The sequence below is a fragment of the Sphingomonas daechungensis genome (genome assembly GCF_039543105.1).
Lineage (GTDB): Bacteria > Pseudomonadota > Alphaproteobacteria > Sphingomonadales > Sphingomonadaceae > Sphingomicrobium > Sphingomicrobium daechungense.
Genome location: NZ_BAABJC010000001.1, coordinates 1,972,127 through 1,987,609 on the forward strand (window position 1 = coordinate 1,972,127; position 15,483 = coordinate 1,987,609).

The 15,483-nt window shown below is 63.7% G+C and carries 15 protein-coding genes and 1 tRNA gene; 13 read left to right on the forward strand and 3 right to left on the reverse strand.

The annotated features are described in order from the left end of the window. Window positions 1-22 precede the first annotated feature (22 nt). The 3 genes from hslV (at window position 23) to ABD928_RS10355 (ending at window position 2,597) form a co-directional block, all read left to right on the forward strand. On the forward strand, window positions 23-559 hold the full coding sequence (hslV, locus tag ABD928_RS10345) for an ATP-dependent protease subunit HslV (protein ID WP_187715260.1): 537 nt from the start codon (window positions 23-25) through the stop codon (window positions 557-559). A gap of 86 nt (window positions 560-645) precedes the next feature. Beyond that, window positions 646-1,950, forward strand: coding sequence for an ATP-dependent protease ATPase subunit HslU (hslU, locus tag ABD928_RS10350; protein WP_187715782.1), 1,305 nt, complete (start codon window positions 646-648; stop codon window positions 1,948-1,950). Between the two features lie 113 nt (window positions 1,951-2,063). Continuing rightward, a complete protein-coding gene (locus ABD928_RS10355) occupies window positions 2,064-2,597 on the forward strand; it encodes a hypothetical protein (protein ID WP_187715259.1) in 534 nt (177 codons plus the stop codon). 2 nt (window positions 2,598-2,599) lie between these two features. Here ABD928_RS10355 and ABD928_RS10360 read toward each other — a convergent pair whose 3' ends face one another. Then, on the reverse strand, window positions 2,600-3,244 hold the full coding sequence (locus tag ABD928_RS10360) for a TIGR02117 family protein (protein ID WP_345168527.1): 645 nt from the start codon (window positions 3,242-3,244) through the stop codon (window positions 2,600-2,602). A gap of 96 nt (window positions 3,245-3,340) precedes the next feature. Between ABD928_RS10360 and ABD928_RS10365 the strand changes: the two genes are divergently transcribed. The 10 genes from ABD928_RS10365 (at window position 3,341) to ABD928_RS10410 (ending at window position 13,359) form a co-directional block, all read left to right on the forward strand. After that, window positions 3,341-3,417, forward strand: a tRNA-Pro gene (locus ABD928_RS10365). 87 nt (window positions 3,418-3,504) lie between these two features. Further along, window positions 3,505-3,843 (forward strand): preprotein translocase subunit YajC, encoded by a 339-nt coding sequence (gene yajC / locus ABD928_RS10370; RefSeq protein WP_345168528.1) that lies wholly within the window; start codon window positions 3,505-3,507, stop codon window positions 3,841-3,843. Next, the gene (secD, locus tag ABD928_RS10375; protein WP_187715257.1) at window positions 3,843-5,432 is read left to right on the forward strand and encodes a protein translocase subunit SecD; all 1,590 of its coding nucleotides are present in this window, start codon (window positions 3,843-3,845) and stop codon (window positions 5,430-5,432) included. Before yajC ends, secD begins: the two co-directional genes overlap by 1 nt. Before the next feature lie 7 nt (window positions 5,433-5,439). Further along, on the forward strand, window positions 5,440-6,387 hold the full coding sequence (gene secF, locus ABD928_RS10380; protein ID WP_187715256.1) for a protein translocase subunit SecF: 948 nt from the start codon (window positions 5,440-5,442) through the stop codon (window positions 6,385-6,387). Window positions 6,388-6,465: 78 nt separating this feature from the next. After that, entirely contained in the window at window positions 6,466-7,260 is a 795-nt protein-coding gene (locus ABD928_RS10385) for an outer membrane protein assembly factor BamD (protein ID WP_187715255.1), read from the forward strand. Between the two features lie 22 nt (window positions 7,261-7,282). Next, window positions 7,283-8,935, forward strand: a complete 1,653-nt coding sequence (recN, locus tag ABD928_RS10390) for a DNA repair protein RecN (protein WP_345168534.1) — start codon at window positions 7,283-7,285, stop codon at window positions 8,933-8,935. After that, a complete protein-coding gene (locus tag ABD928_RS10395; RefSeq protein WP_187715254.1) occupies window positions 8,932-9,444 on the forward strand; it encodes a DUF1697 domain-containing protein in 513 nt (170 codons plus the stop codon). Before recN ends, ABD928_RS10395 begins: the two co-directional genes overlap by 4 nt. Next, a complete protein-coding gene (locus ABD928_RS10400) occupies window positions 9,441-10,154 on the forward strand; it encodes a dienelactone hydrolase family protein (RefSeq protein WP_345168538.1) in 714 nt (237 codons plus the stop codon). Before ABD928_RS10395 ends, ABD928_RS10400 begins: the two co-directional genes overlap by 4 nt. Window positions 10,155-10,156: 2 nt before the next feature. Then, complete coding sequence (ligA, locus tag ABD928_RS10405; protein ID WP_187715252.1) at window positions 10,157-12,193, forward strand: NAD-dependent DNA ligase LigA; 2,037 nt, start codon at window positions 10,157-10,159, stop codon at window positions 12,191-12,193. Window positions 12,194-12,324: 131 nt separating this feature from the next. Then, window positions 12,325-13,359: a sensor histidine kinase gene (locus ABD928_RS10410; protein ID WP_345168541.1), complete on the forward strand. Its 1,035-nt coding sequence runs from the start codon at window positions 12,325-12,327 to the stop codon at window positions 13,357-13,359. On the opposite strand, the gene ABD928_RS10415 is transcribed toward ABD928_RS10410, so the two are convergent. Together ABD928_RS10415 and ABD928_RS10420 are read right to left on the reverse strand one after the other, a co-directional pair. Beyond that, window positions 13,342-13,743, reverse strand: coding sequence for a response regulator (locus ABD928_RS10415; RefSeq protein ID WP_187715250.1), 402 nt, complete (start codon window positions 13,741-13,743; stop codon window positions 13,342-13,344). The two genes, ABD928_RS10410 and ABD928_RS10415, sit on opposite strands and share 18 nt — an antisense overlap. Before the next feature lie 73 nt (window positions 13,744-13,816). Further along, entirely contained in the window at window positions 13,817-15,433 is a 1,617-nt protein-coding gene (locus ABD928_RS10420) for a S10 family peptidase (protein ID WP_187715249.1), read from the reverse strand. Window positions 15,434-15,483 lie beyond the last annotated feature (50 nt).

Here is a 15,483-nt window from a genome sequence, read left to right on the forward strand (position 1 = left end):
GAGGCCTTCCCACATCCGGTCCATGGAAAAATATCATGGCACCACGATCCTCGGGGTGAAGAAGGACGGCAAGACCGTCATCGCCGGGGATGGCCAGGTCAGCCTGGGCAATACGGTTATCAAACCGAACGCGAAGAAGGTCCGCCGCATCGGTGAAGGCGGAAAGGTCATCGGCGGCTTCGCCGGAGCGACCGCCGACGCTTTTACCCTGTTCGAGCGGCTGGAGCGCAAGCTCGAGCAGTACAATGGTCAGCTCATGCGCTCGGCCGTGGAGCTCGCCAAGGACTGGCGGACCGACAAGTACCTGCGCAACCTCGAAGCGATGATGATCGTCGCCGACAAGGACAGCCTGTTGATTCTCACGGGAAACGGCGACGTGCTCGAACCGGAGGGCGGGATCGCCGCGATCGGCTCGGGCGGCAATTACGCCTTGGCGGCGGCACGCGCCCTGTCTGACTACGAGCAGGACCCCGAGGTGCTCGCTCGCCGGGCGATGAAGATTGCCGCCGAAGTCTGCGTGTTCACCAACGACCAGCTGACGATCGAAACGGTCGAATAGCGCCCGCTTGAAGCGCGTGCTCACCTTCCCAATCTAGGTTCCACATGAACTATCACACCACCATTTCCGAAGGCGGCGGGACGCAGATGCTAAAGGACCGGCTCACTCCCAAGGCCATCGTCGCCGCACTCAACGAGCACATCGTCGGTCAGAACGACGCGAAGAAGGCGGTCGCCGTCGCGCTCCGCAATCGCTGGCGGCGCCAGCAGCTTTCGCCCGAGCTTCGCGACGAAGTGACGCCGAAGAATATCCTGATGATCGGGCCGACCGGTTGCGGAAAGACGGAGATCAGCCGTCGCCTCGCCAGGCTCGCCGACGCGCCCTTCGTGAAGGTCGAAGCGACCAAGTTCACCGAGGTCGGATACGTCGGTCGCGACGTCGAGCAGATCGCCCGCGATCTCGTCGAGGAAGCGGTTCGGATGGAACGCGAACGCCGCCGCGAGGCGGTTCGCACGGGTGCCGAGGAGGCGGCGATGGAGCGTTTGCTCGACGCGCTGACCGGCAAGGGCTCCAGCGCGGCGACCCGCGAGAGCTTCCGCCAGCGGTACAAGGACGGCAGCCTCAACGAGGCCGAGGTCGAGATCGAGGTGCAAGAGGCGCCGTCGACGCCGTTCGAGATCCCCGGAATGGGCGGCCAGGTCGGCATGATCAATCTGTCCGACATGATGGGCAAGGCGTTCGGCAACCAGCCGGGCAAGCGCCGCAAATTGAAGGTGCCCGACGCGTTCCAACGGCTGACCGATGAGGAAGCCGACAAGCGCGTTGACCCCGACGATATCAACCGTGTGGCTTTGGCGGATGCCGAGGCGAACGGCATCGTCTTTCTCGACGAGATCGACAAGATCGCGGTCAGCGACGTTCGCGGCGGCTCCGTTAGTCGCGAAGGCGTACAGCGCGACCTGCTGCCGCTGATCGAAGGTACGACGGTTGCGACCAAGTATGGGCCGTTGAAGACGGATCATATCCTCTTCATCGCCTCGGGCGCGTTCCACCTCGCCAAGCCGGCCGACCTGCTGCCGGAGCTTCAGGGCCGCCTGCCGATCCGCGTGGAGCTCAGCGCGCTGACTCAGGACGACTTCGTCCGGATCCTGTCGCAAACCCGCGCAAGCCTGACGCAGCAGTACCAGGCGCTGCTGGGCACAGAGGGCGTGACGATCACGTTCGCTGACGACGGCATCGATGCGCTGGCCCGCATTGCCGCTGAAGTGAATGAAGCGGTCGAGAATATTGGCGCCCGCCGCCTGCAGACGGTGATGGAAAAGTTGCTTGAGGACGTCAGCTTCGAAGCTGAGGATCGCAGCGGGCAAACCTTGGTCGTCGACGCCGAATTCGTTGAGCAGCAGCTCTCAGGCATCGCCAAGAACGCCGACCTCAGCCGTTACGTGCTGTAATCGCGGGGGTCGGCGCCGCCCGACGGGAACCTAGAACGGTCTGCCGTTAAGCGGGCACCCGCGCGCGCGAAGCGACGTTTGCCCTTCCACCTACCAACGGAAGGGAAGACCAGATGAAATTTCGATCCAGCGTTTTGGGCACGTCGCTGACCCTCTTGCTCGCGACCGCCGCGGCGGCGCAAACCACGACGGCCCCGCCGACCACGACCGAAACGACGACGACGCAGACTCAGCCGACGACGACGACCGAGCCTGCGACGACGACCCAGACGACGACAACGCAGCCGACAACGACGCCGGGCGGAACTCCGGCCACGACGACGGAAAGCACAACCACTCAGACGACGCCGACGACCACTCCTGACGGTCAAGCGGCAACGACGACGACTGAGACCACGACCACGGAAACCCAAGTCACCGCGGCAACCGCGGACGACCTCAAGAAGGGCGCTTCGGTCTATGACCAGACGGGCGCGCTTGTCGGCAAGGTCGACTCCGCGAAGGCAGACAGTGCGGTCCTCAATACCGGAAAAGCCCGGGCGGAAATCCCGCTGGCCAGCTTCGGCAAGAACGAGAAGGGACTCGTCGTCAGCATCACCAAGGCTGACATCGACCACCAGGCAAAGAGCGCAAAGAAGCCGAAGTAAGCTTAGTCGGGACTGACCTTGCGGTAGCGCCAGGTGAGTCCCTGCACGAAGGGCGGCCACAGGCTTGTCTTGACCCCTGCAAGACGAAGTCTGCTGGCCGCCCAGCTGTTGCACGTCCTCAAGGCGTGGAACTTGCCGGTCGCCCAGTAAAAGGCATCGGAGCGGCCATATCCCGGGTGGTCGATGAGGATCGGCTGTCCCTCGCCGTCGAGCTGGAAGTCGGATCGGATCGACGTCCACAGACGGCGATACTCTTCCGGCCGCAGGCGGATGGCGCGATCCATGTAGTCAGCGTTCGAGACCCACTCGACGTGCATTACCCGCTTTCCGCCGGCGATCGCTGACCAGGCCGTCCGCGGCCGAATATCCTGCCAGCGCGGCGTATCGAGATAGACGCGCTCCTCGCCTGAGCCGAACGCGATCCACTGGGCATCAGGACTTGGTCCGGCGAAGTCGGATTTGGGAACGAAGGGCGTCCAGTCCAGGCCCGCAGCCTTCGCCGGCATGACGATGTCGGAATGAATGCCGTTGTTGGCGATATAGATCGTCACTCCTTTCTCTGGCTCGGTCCAGCTTCGATTCACCGGGATCAGGGACCCGACCAACGCCGCCACCAAATAGGCGAGTGGAATCGCCGCCAGCGCCAAGGCCAACCGTCGAAACCATGAGCTTTTTCTGCGGTGGCGGCGTCGTCTCATCGGCTTGTGTTATGGATGAGCGGTGCCTAGATGCCAGCCCTCGGTCGGGGCGTAGCGCAGCCTGGTAGCGCATCACACTGGGGGTGTGGGGGTCGCTGGTTCGAATCCAGTCGCCCCGACCATCATATCAAGGGCTGTCCTTGCAGCCCCCGCAACTGCCGTGATAGTCGCCCCCGCGACCTTCCGCATAGGAACCTGTCCCTCAGCCCATGAACCAGATTTTCCTGCCAACTCTCGCCGCAGCGGGTGCGAACCCCAACAGCGGCTCGGCAATCCTGATCGGCATTGCGCCGTGGCTCCTGATTTTCGTCATCTTCTACGTGCTGATGATTCGCCCGCAGCAACAGCGGGTGAAGCAACACCAGGCGGCGATCGCCGCGATCAAGAAGGGCGATGAAGTCGTGACCGGCGGCGGAATTCGCGGCCGCGTGACCAAGGTTTCCGACGACGAGGCGGAGATCGAAATCTCGCAGGGCGTCCGAGTTCGCGTCATCAAGTCGACGTTGAGCCAGGTCCTGAGCGGCACGTCCAAGCCAGCGAACGACTGATGCTCGATTTTCCGCGTTGGAAGGTGTGGTCGATCACGCTGGTCATTCTGGTCGGCATCCTTTTCGCCATTCCAAGCATGCTGCCGGCCAACCTCAAGGCCCGTTATCCTACCTGGCTTCCGAGCGCGACGATCAACCTTGGTCTCGACCTCGCTGGCGGTAGTCAGCTTCTCCTCGAAGCGGACCGCGTCGATGCGGCGAAGCAGCGGCTGCAGGCGATGGAAGATCAGGTGCAGACCGAACTCCGCCGCAATCCGCGCGTGGAGATCGGCGACATTTCGACCGCGGGCGGGCGTTTGTCCTTCCTGGTCCGCGATCCGACCCAGGTCGACACCGCTGTCGAGCGCCTCCGGGCCATCACCCAGCCAGTGGCGCTGACCGGCGGACGTGACTGGGACGTCCAGGTCATGGATTCGACGCGGGTCATCATGACCCCCACGCAGAGCGGTTCGGACCGCGCGATGCGTGACGCGATGACTGTCGCGCGCGACGTCGTCCGCCGCCGCATCGATCCGCAGGGGACCAAGGAAATCACGGTCGTCAACCAAGGGACCGACCGCATTCTGGTCGAGGTCCCCGGCGTCGAGGACCCCGAAGCGCTAAAGCGGTTGATCGGGCAGACGGCTCGCCTCGAATTCAAGCTAGTCGACCTTACGGCCGACCCGAACCAGGTCCAGCAGGGCCACGCGCCAGCCGGTAGCCAGGTGCTGCCGATGGCCGAAGGCGGCGGGAACATCGCGGTCAAGCGCCGGGTCATGGTGTCCGGCGACCAGCTGGTCGATGCCAAGCAGTCGTTCGATCAGGACGGCCGGGCGGTTGTCTCAATCCGCTTCAATACGGCCGGTTCGCGCCGCTTCGGCCGGGTGACCCAGGAAAACGTCAACAAGCCCTTCGCGATCATTCTCGACGACAAGGTGCTCTCGGCGCCGAACATCAACGAGCCAATCCTTGGCGGGCAAGCACAGATCAGCGGCAACTTCACCGTGGAAACGGCGAACCAACTCGCCGTCTCACTTGCCTCGGGCAAGCTGCCGGTGAAGCTGAACGTCATCGAAGAGCGGACCATCGGGCCCGAGCTCGGCAAGGACTCGATCCAGAAGGGCATCATCGCGTCCGTTGTCGCGACGCTGGCTGTGATCATCTTCATGATCGTCACCTACGGCAGGTTCGGAATCTACACGACCTACGGCCTGATCGTGAACGCACTGCTGATTCTCGGGATCATGGCCATCTTCAACGCCTCGCTGACGCTGCCCGGCATTGCCGGCTTCGTTCTGACCATCGGCGCCGCGGTCGACGCCAACGTGCTGATCAACGAACGCATTCGGGAAGAGCAGAGGCGGGGACGCAAGGTCCTCGATGCGATCGAGACGGGCTACAAGGAAGCGTCCACCGCCATCTTTGATGCCAACATCACCAACGTGATTGCGGCGGTGCTGATGTGGTACTTCGGCTCCGGGCCGATCCGCGGCTTCGCCGTCGTCCTGATGATCGGCATCATCACCTCGGTCTTCACGGCCGTGAACTTCACGCGAATGCTCGTCGCCCTTTGGGTGCGGCGCACGCGGCCTCGTGTCCTCCATATTTGAGGCTGAAATGAAGCTCCTCAAGCTTGTCCCCGACAACACCAACATCGACTTCATGAAGTGGCGCAACATTGCGCTCGTGCTGTCGATCATTGCGACCGTGGCCAGCCTGACGCTGGTCGCAGTCAGGGGACTAAACCTGGGCGTCGACTTCCTCGGCGGCCAGATGATTCGCGTGACCTTCGCGAAACAGGTCGACGTCGAAACCCTTCGCAACGATGTCGAATCGCTCAACCTCGGCGATGCAAGCATTCAGGAAACCGGCGGACCGCGCAGCTTCCAGATCCGGCTGCCGAGGCCGGAAGGCGGTGAAGCGGCGGCGAACAAGGCGGCAACCGAGGTTCGCGGCATGCTTGGCCAGCGTTATCCCGGCTCGCGCGTCGATTCGGTCGAGACCGTCTCGGGCAAGGTCAGCGAAGAGCTGGCTTGGGACGGCAGCCTAGCGATCGCGCTCGCGATGCTCGGCATTGCCATCTACATCTGGTTCCGGTTCGAATGGCAGTTCGGCATCGGCGCTCTGCTCACCTTGTTCCACGACGTGTCGATGACCCTGGGATTCTTCTCGCTGACGCAGTTGCAGGTCGACCTTAACGTGGTCGCCGCGATCCTCACCATCGTTGGCTATTCGCTGAATGACACGGTCGTCATCTACGACCGTATTCGCGAGAACCTGCGCAAGTTCCGCAAGATGCAGATCGTACCGCTGCTCAACCTCTCGCTCAATGAAACCCTTTCGCGAACGATGGTGACGTCGCTGTCGATCCTCCTCGCGCTCGGTGTCCTGCTGTTGTTGGGCCCGGAAGTGATCTTCGGCCTGACGATCGCAATCTTCATCGGCATCTTCGTCGGTACCTACTCGTCGATCTACATCTCTTCGCCGGTGCTGGTCTGGCTGGGCGTCAAGCCCGACAGCTTCGTCCGCGACGAGGAGAAGGCGCCCGGGCCGGCCGCTGTCTGACACTGTTCATCTGGCGCCAAGCAAAGTGCGTCCATGTCCCGCTTGGCCTGCCCGAGGCCCCGCGCTAATGAGGTTTCCATGCCGTCGAAGCTGACCCGTCCCGCCCTCCTGCTGCTTGCCTGTGCAGTCGTGCTTCCCGCCGCGGGTTGCGCCCGCAACAAGTCGGGATCGGACACCGCCTACATCGCCCGGGACGTGAACAGCCTGTACGCGTTGGCCAAGCAAAGGCTGGACAAGGGCCAGTACGAGGAGGCTGCCAAGCTGTTCGACGAGGTCGAGCGCCAGCACCCCTATTCGGTTTGGGCCCGCCGCGCGCAGATGATGAGCGCATTCAGCTATTACATGGCGACGAAGTATCCGGAGGCGATCAGCTCCGCACAACGATTCCTCACGATCCACCCGGGCAACAAGGACGCCGCTTACGCGAACTATCTGATCGCCATGAGCCACTATCAGCAGATCCAGAACGTCACCCGCGACCAGGCGGCGACGCAGAACGCGTCCAATTCGTTCGGCGAGCTGATCCGTCGCTATCCCGACAGCCGCTACGCGGCCGACGCACGCCTGAAGCTGGACCTGATCAACGATCACCTTGCTGGCAAGGAGATGGAGATCGGACGATTCTACCAGCGTTCGGGCAAGTGGCTGGCCGCGACGCTTCGCTTCCGCAAGGTCGTCGAGCAGTACCAGACTACGAACCATACGCCAGAAGCGCTCGAGCGCCTGGTCGAAAGCTACCTCGCGCTCGGCATTCCGTCGGAAGCGCAGAAAGCGGCGGCGGTACTCGGCCGCAACTATCCGGGCAGCGAGTGGTACCACCGCGCGTACAAGCTCGTGCAGCGGCACGCGCCGCAGACCGCTCCCCAGGGCTGATGCACCCAACCGCGGGCCCGCCATGCTGAGGCAGCTCGCAATTCGCAACGTCGCGCTCGTCGAGCAGCTCGAACTTGAGTTCGATGCTGGCCTCGGTGTGCTGACCGGCGAGACTGGCGCGGGCAAGTCGATCCTGCTCGACGCCCTCGGGCTGGCGTTAGGGGCACGGTCCGACGCCGGCCTGGTGCGCAGCGGCGAGGATTCGGCGTCGGTGTCCGCCGAGATCGAGTTGCCACGCACGCATGCCGTTCACTCGCTTCTGGGCGATCAGGGCATCGAGGTGGACGCGGGTGAGCCGCTCATCCTCAGACGAACCTTGAAAGGGGACGGCGGCAGCCGCGCCTTCGTCGGACCCGCAAGCGTTCCAGCAGGCCTCCTGCGCGACATTGGCGCAATGGCGGTCGAGGTTCACGGCCAGCACGACGAGCGCGGGCTTCTCAATCCGCGTGGTCACCGCGCTCTGCTGGATGCCTTTGGCGGACTGGAAGTTTCGGGGGTTGAGGCAGCCTGGGCCGAGGTCACGAGGATCGAGACGGAGCTAGCCGAAGCTCGCGCCGAACTTGAGGCTGCCGAGCGGGATCGCGACTTCATCGTTTACTCCTTGTCGGAAATCGATGCCCTCGCACCTGAAGCGGGGGAGGAAACTCGGCTGGCTGAAGAGCGGGCCGCCATGCAGGCTGGGCTCAAGGCCGGCGAAAGCCTTACGGGGCTCGACGATCTGATCGGGGGATCGGACGGGGCGCTTGCGCAGCTTCGCCTTGCGGCCCGCCGGATCGAGCGTGGAGCGACAGATCATCCGCTCCTTGCCGAGGCGCTCGCGTCGCTCGACCGCGCCTTGATCGAGGCGAGCGAGGCGGAAGACCGGATCGCACGGGCCTCCGATGCCCTCGCATTCGACCCCGCCAGGCTGGAAGCCGCAGAGGCACGCTTGTTCGATATCCGTGGTCTGGCCCGCAAGCATCGGGTGGAACCGGACGCGCTCGCCGAGCTGGCCGACCGGATGCGCACCCAGCTTTCGGAGATCGATGCCGGTGGAACGCGCGTTGGCGACCTCGATCGCAGCCTCAGCGAGGCACGACTGCATTTCATGAACCTCGCCGCGGAGCTCAGTGCGCAGCGCCGAGCGGCGGCGGAACGGCTGGACGCGGCGGTGGCCGGCGAGCTGGTGCCGCTGAAGCTGGATGCAGCGCGTTTTCGAACCGCGCTCAGCCAGGCCGAGCCCGGTCCGTCCGGTACCGACCGCATCGAGTTCGAAGTTTCGACCAATCCTGGAGCGCCATTCGGGCCGCTGACGAAGATTGCCAGCGGCGGTGAGCTGTCTCGCTTCGTGCTGGCCCTGAAGGTCGCGCTCGCTGAGGCGGGCAGCGCAGGCACAATGATCTTCGACGAAATCGACCGGGGCGTCGGCGGCGCGGTCGCAAGCGCGATCGGTGAGAGGCTGGCCCGGCTCGCCCTGCAGTCGCAGGTGCTCGTCGTCACCCACTCGCCGCAGGTCGCGGCGCGCGCGGCCCATCACTTCAGGATCGAAAAGTCGCACGGCCCGGAGGGAACCCGGACCACGGTGCGCCGGCTCGACGATGCCGAGCGCCGCGAGGAGATTGCCCGCATGTTGTCCGGCGCGGCAGTTACCGATGAGGCCCGCGCACAGGCTGCGAGGCTGCTGGAAGCCGCATGACAGCCTTCGTCGCGCTGCTCAGGGCCGTGAACGTCGGCGGCCGCAAGCTGGTCATGACGGATCTCAAGAGGATCGCAGAAGAGGCCGGCTTCGAAAGGGCGAGGACGTTTATCGCCAGCGGGAACCTTATTTTTGCCAGTGACCGTGGCGAACGCGATGTGGCGGGCAAACTCGAGGACCGGCTTCGGGATCATATGAGCGCGGACGTGCCGGTGTTCGTCCGAACGCGAGGCGAGATGGAGAAGGTCGCCGCCGCGAATCCCTTTTCGGACGAGGCCGGATCGACCGTCGCGGCCATCTTCCTGAACGCCAGCCCGCCCGCCGATTTGATCGAAAATGCGCGCGGTGTCGCCGATGAGCGCATGGCGCTCGGAACCCGCGAGATTTATGTGCACTATCCAAGTGGCATGGCCGCAACCAAGCTGCGCTTCGCGTCGCAGATCGTCGGCACCGCACGCAACATGAATACCGTCGCCAAGCTCGCCGAGCTTGCAAAGGAGGTCGAATGAGCAAGCAGACACCGGTTCCTCTGACATTTGAGGGGGAGGAACTGGAAGGCGTATTCGTCGGCCGCCGCGACAGTCAGGCGCGGCCGACAGTCATGCTGATCCCGACGGTGATGGGCGTGTCCGACCTGGAAATCGGGTTTGCCAAGCAGCTGGTCGAGCTTGGCTACAATGGCTTCGTCGCGGACATTTTCGGGAAGAAATTCCACGGTGCCCCGCGCGATGTGATGTTCGGGGAAATGACGCGGCTCGGCGACGATCGCGTGGCATTGCGCCGGCGGCTGCTCGCGATCGTCGAGCAGGTACGTGGGCTGCGTGAGGTCGAGGACGGCCAGCTGGTGGTTGCCGGTTACTGCTTCGGCGGGAAGTGCGCGCTCGACGTGGCGAGGACCGGCGTCGACATCGCCGCAGCCGTCGCGTTTCACGGCCTGCTCGATCCGCCCAATTGGCCGACGGAGAAGACCAGCATCAAGATCGTGGTCTTCCACGGCTGGGACGATCCGATGGCGCCGCCCGACCATGTGGTCGCCCTGGGCAAGGAGTTCACCGAAGCAGGCGCAGACTGGCAGATTCACGCGTTTGGCAATGTCCGGCACGGCTTCACCAACCCCAATGCGCACAAGATCGGGCTGGACGCGGTGCGCTATGACGAATTGGCGGCCGAGCGGTCGTGGACCAGCTTCATCAACCTGCTCGAGGAAACGTTCGGCTGAGCATGGCGGATTCGATCGGCGAGGCGGAGGCCGCCAATCGGCTGATGCGGCTGGCGAGGCTCATCGCGCATCATGACAAGCTTTATCACGACCAGGATGCGCCGGAGATCAGCGACGCTGACTATGATGCGCTGGTTCGCGAGAACAGGGAACTCGAAGAGCGATTTCCGCAGCTGGTGAGGCCGGATTCGCCGTCGAAGCGGCTCGGTGCTGCTCCGACGACCGCGCTCGCCAAGGTCGCTCATGCGCGGCCGATGCTGAGCCTGGAGAACGCGTTCTCGGAGGACGAAGTCAACGATTTCGCCGCCCGGATCCGACGCTTCCTGAACCTTCCGGCCGAGGCCTTCGTGGCGATGACCGCCGAGCCGAAGATCGATGGGCTGAGCTGCTCGGTTCGCTACGAAAGGGGCGATCTGGTCCTCGCGGCCACGCGCGGCGACGGAGCGGTCGGCGAGGACGTCACGCCGAACGTCCGAACGATCGCCGACATTCCGCAGCACATCGCGAACGCTCCGGACGTGCTCGAAGTCCGTGGCGAAGTGTACATGTCGAAGGCGGACTTCGAGGCGCTGAACGCGCGGCAGGAAGCTTCCGGCGGCAAGATCTTCGCGAACCCACGCAATGCCGCTGCAGGCTCGCTCCGCCAGAAGGACGCGAGCATCACGGCGGCCCGCCCGTTGCGCTTCCTCGCGCATGGCTGGGGCGAGGTTTCGGAACCGCTGGCAGACACGCAGTTCGAGGCGATGAAGCGGATCGAGAGCTTCGGCATTCCCGTCAGCGACCTGCTCGTCCGCTGTGACGATACGGCCGCCATGCTCGCGCACTACCGCGCGATCGAGAAGGCGCGCGCCGACCTTCCGTTCGACATCGATGGTGTCGTCTACAAGGTCGACCGCCTAGACCTGCAGGAGCGGCTCGGCTTCGTGGCCAGGGCGCCGCGCTGGGGGCTGGCGCACAAGTTTCCGGCGGAGAAGGCCGAGACCACCCTTGAAGCGATCGACATCCAGGTCGGGCGGACTGGCAAGCTGACACCCGTTGGCCGCCTGACTCCGGTTGGCGTCGGAGGCGTGATCGTCGCCAACGTCACCCTGCACAATCGCGACGAAATCCAGCGGCTCGGCCTCCGCATTGGCGACCGCGTTCGCATCCAGCGGGCCGGCGACGTCATCCCGCAGGTCGTCGAGAATCTTACGCGCGATGAGGTTCGCGAACCCTACGTTTTTCCGGACCACTGTCCCGAATGCCAGAGCGAGGCCGTCGCCGAGGAAGGCGAAGTCGACGTCCGCTGCACCGGCGGCCTGATCTGCCCGGCGCAGCGTTTCGAGCGGCTGCGGCACTTCGTTTCGCGCGGTGCGCTCGATATCGAAGGCCTCGGCGAGAAGTCGATCGCGGAGTTCATCGAACTCGGTTGGCTACATTCGCCCGCAGACATCTTCCGCCTGCGCAACCATCGCGGCGCCTTGATCGGCCTTGAGGGCTGGAAGGAGAAGTCGGTCGACAACCTGCTGGGCTCTATCGAAGCCAAGCGGGAACCGGACGGGCCGCGTTTCCTGTTCGGGCTCGGCATCCGTCAAATCGGCATCGTCACGGCCAGGGACCTGCTCAAGTGCTTCGGCACGGTCGAGGAGCTTCGCAGGGTGGCAGCGCACCCGGATGCGCAGGCCGAGTTCGCGGCTGTCGAAGGCGTCGGTCCAGTCGTGGCGGAGGCCCTCGTCGATTTCTTTCACGAAGAGCATAATCGGGAAGCGCTCGACGATTTGCTGTCGGAGGTCTCTCCGAAGCCCTTCGTGAGCGATGCCAGGCAGACTGAGTGGACGGGCAAGACGATCGTTTTCACCGGGAGCCTGGAAACCATGAGCCGCGATGAAGCGAAGGCACAGGCGGAACGCCTTGGTGCCCGCGCCGCCGGCTCCGTCAGCGCGAAGACCGACCTCGTTGTCGCGGGCCCCGGTGCGGGGTCGAAGCTCAAGAAGGCCGAAGAACTCGGCATCCGCGTGATCAACGAAGCGGAATGGGCGCAGATCGTCGCCGACGCCTGACGCGACAGACTGACTGGGAAATAGGAGCGGGCAACCCAAATCCGCTGTAGGAGTTCTCTACGGCTGATAAATGTTATTTGATCCGACGGGACAGCGGGCATGCCGCACGCTGACGGACGGGAAGGAAATGTGTGAGTTTATCGATCTCCGACCCGCCGTCGCTTGTCGCTGGCCAGATATCCTTCCAGCAGCTGGCGGATGCGATGCCGCAAATGGTGTGGTCGACGCTGCCGGACGGCTCGCACGATTATTACAACGCGCAATGGTACTCGTTCACTGGCGTTCCTGAAGGCTCAACCGATGGCGAGGGCTGGAACGGCATGTTCCATCCTGACGATCAGGCACGAGCCTGGGCGCGCTGGAGGCACAGCCTTGAGACTGGCGACCCGTATGAGATCGAATACCGGCTGCGTCACCATAGCGGCGAGTTTCGCTGGACCCTGGGTCGCGCACTGCCGGTTCGCGACGATGAGGGGCGGATCGTCCGCTGGGTCGGGACCTGCACCGAAATCGACGATCAGAAGCGCATCGCTGAACACAATCAGATCCTGAGCCGCGAGCTCAGCCACCGGATCAAGAACATCTTCGCGGTCGTGAACGGCCTGATCGGGCTATCCGCGAGGCAGTTTCCGGGAATGAAGGATTTTGCGCGCCAGATGCAGTCGCGCGTCGCGGCACTTGGGCGGGCGCACGACTACGTCCGGCCCCACAGCGAAGAAAGCGCGCGTCACGATGGCCCGACGACGCTGAAAGAACTGCTGTTCGACCTCCTCAGCCCCTATCCGGCGCTGGACGAGGGCCGGCTTACCATTGAAGGTGACGACGTCCAGGTCGATGACCGGGGTGCGACTCCGATCGGCCTGGTGTTTCACGAGCTTGCGACCAACGCGACGAAATATGGCGGTCTTTCGACACCTGAGGGGCGCGTTCGGGTCGTTTCGTCTCTGCGGGACGGGCGTGTGCACCTGAGTTGGAGCGAAGAGGGCGGGCCGCTAATTCACCGAGTCCCGCAATTGCATGGCTTTGGGACCCGGCTGACCGAAATCAGCATCGTTCGGCAGTTGGGGGGCACACTCGAGCGACGCTGGCCGGTAGAAGGACTTTGCGTGGAGATCGAACTTCCGGAAGCGGCGCTGAGCCGGATCCGATCAGTTGAAGCAGCGTAACGCCTTCGGCGCTTCCGCCGGCTCTCCCTGACGCTTCCGAAGGGCAAAAGTAACGGCTGATACCAGGCTCGGCTCGTCAGTGGGTTTCGTCAGCACACCAATCGTGCCCGCGACGCCGTCGCCGAGCAACAGCGGATTGGCGGTGATAAACAGGACGCCGGAATTGTGCTCACTGGCGAGACGCTTGCCGATCTGCGGACCGGTCAGCCCGTCGCGGAGGTTCAAGTCGACAAGGGCCAGGTCGATGGTGCCGTCGGCGAAGGTCATGGCGCTTTCGAGGTCGACCGCGATCCCGGCGACCTGATAGCCATGGTCTTCGAGAATGCTTTGCATCTCGAGCGCCACGAGCATCTCGTCTTCCACAATGAGGATCGACGCAGTCATAGCCTGAGAAACTCGGATTCTGAGGCGCGGTTCCGAAGATTTTCGCCCGAATCGATCGAATTATTGGCCGATTTCAGCGCGTATTGCTCGTTCTCCGGATGAAGTCCGCGACATTGTCGTGGATCGCCTTCAACGACGGCGGGTGCGCGTAAACCATGTGGCCGGACTCGTAATAATGATACTCGACATTGCTCAGGATGTTCGCGGGCACCGGCAAATGGCGCATTTCGAACTTGCCGGCGAAGTAGGGCGTCGAGACGTCGTAATAGCCGCCGTTGACCATGACCTTGAGGTCGGGGTCCTGCTTCATCGCGACGGCAAGGTCCGGAAGGACATTCGGTAGCGCAATCAACGGCTTGGACGCGCCGGGCGGCTGGTGTTTGTAGTCCCAGTCGCCGTAGATATCGATGCCGGACTTGAACTCGACGCCCTCACCGTAGTGGAGGGTCTGCCGCACGTAGGTATTGAACGCCCCGACGTAGGCCGCGCTGATTGCGCTGCTCTGCGGATCGTAGCTCGCGACCTTGCTGAGCGGGTCCAGCGTTGCGCCAAGGAAGCGCGTGTCGAGCGTTCCGGTCGTCTGCTCCTGGTTGGCGAGCAGCTCTTTCTGGAACGCGCCGTACTGGATGCGGAGGTTGGTCTTCAGCAGGTACGGCACCGAGAGGCCGGTATAAGCCGACAGCTTCTCCGCGATCCGCTGCCGCTCATCAGGCTGGAGGTCATTCCCCTTGATCAGTGCGAGGGCATATTCTCCGGTGGCAAAGCCCTCGACCTCGGCAAGAAAGGCCTGGAGGTCGACCGGGCGGTTGGCGACGCGGTTGTGGTACCAAGCCGTCGCTGCGTAGGTCGGCAGCGATACGATATAGGGATAGTCGACGCCCGGATTGATCTGTGGATCGTCCGGCAGGAAATCCCAGTTCAGGATGTCGGACAGCAGGATCAGGCCGTTGAGATCGACGTCCTTGTTCTGCAGGGCGAGGGCGAGGCCCGCACCACGCATCGTTCCGTAGCTTTCGCCGAAGACGTACTTGGGCGAGTTCCAGCGACCGTATTTCGAGAGGAATTGGGTGATGAACTGCGCGAACGCGTCAATGTCCTGGTCGACGCCGTAGAACGCCTTTTCCTTGTCCTTCCCGGCAATGCGGCTGAAGCCGACGCCGGGCGCATCGATGAAAACGAGGTCGGACGCGTCGAGCAGGCTCTGGTCGTTGTTGACGACGGAATATGGCGCAGGCGGCGTGTGAACGGCGTCCGCGGTCTGTACGCGAACCGGTCCAAACGCACCCATGTGCAGCCAGACGGTCGACGAGCCGGGACCGCCGTTGAACAGGAACGTGATCGGTCGGTCGGAAGCGGGAATGCCGTTCTTGAAGTAAGCGGTGTAGAACATCGACGCTTCGGCCTTGGGCTTGTCGTCATCATCGCCGCCGGCCTTCGCCTTGTTCTCGATCGCGTCCGTGTCTTCCCAGCCTTTTGAATGGACGACCAGAGTTCCCGCGACCGCCTGATATCCGATGCGGCGCCCGCCAACGGTGACCGATCCTGTCGACGCGACTTCGGTCAGCTTGAACAGAGGTTCCTTCTCGGCTTCCGCGGCGGGCTTTTGCGCTCCAGCCTTGGGCGGTTCCGGCGGTTGCGCAGATGCGGGAGCGGCCTGGGCCGCGAGAAGAGCAGCAAGAATCGGGATCATGCGTGGAGACCTGCAGAAGACAGTGCGGCTGGATTGCAGCGGCACCGGGC

Coding starts and splice junctions, on each gene's coding strand:
- yajC (WP_345168528.1), top strand. CDS start 3,505: ATGAACCAGATTTTCCTGCCAACTCTCGCCGCAGCGGGTGCGAACCCC.
- hslV (WP_187715260.1), top strand. CDS start 23: ATGGAAAAATATCATGGCACCACGATCCTCGGGGTGAAGAAGGACGGC.
- ABD928_RS10400 (WP_345168538.1), top strand. CDS start 9,441: ATGAGCAAGCAGACACCGGTTCCTCTGACATTTGAGGGGGAGGAACTG.
- ABD928_RS10355 (WP_187715259.1), top strand. CDS start 2,064: ATGAAATTTCGATCCAGCGTTTTGGGCACGTCGCTGACCCTCTTGCTC.
- ABD928_RS10415 (WP_187715250.1), bottom strand. CDS start 13,743: ATGACTGCGTCGATCCTCATTGTGGAAGACGAGATGCTCGTGGCGCTC.
- ABD928_RS10395 (WP_187715254.1), top strand. CDS start 8,932: ATGACAGCCTTCGTCGCGCTGCTCAGGGCCGTGAACGTCGGCGGCCGC.
- ligA (WP_187715252.1), top strand. CDS start 10,157: ATGGCGGATTCGATCGGCGAGGCGGAGGCCGCCAATCGGCTGATGCGG.
- recN (WP_345168534.1), top strand. CDS start 7,283: ATGCTGAGGCAGCTCGCAATTCGCAACGTCGCGCTCGTCGAGCAGCTC.
- secF (WP_187715256.1), top strand. CDS start 5,440: ATGAAGCTCCTCAAGCTTGTCCCCGACAACACCAACATCGACTTCATG.
- ABD928_RS10385 (WP_187715255.1), top strand. CDS start 6,466: ATGCCGTCGAAGCTGACCCGTCCCGCCCTCCTGCTGCTTGCCTGTGCA.
- ABD928_RS10420 (WP_187715249.1), bottom strand. CDS start 15,433: ATGATCCCGATTCTTGCTGCTCTTCTCGCGGCCCAGGCCGCTCCCGCA.
- hslU (WP_187715782.1), top strand. CDS start 646: ATGCTAAAGGACCGGCTCACTCCCAAGGCCATCGTCGCCGCACTCAAC.
- secD (WP_187715257.1), top strand. CDS start 3,843: ATGCTCGATTTTCCGCGTTGGAAGGTGTGGTCGATCACGCTGGTCATT.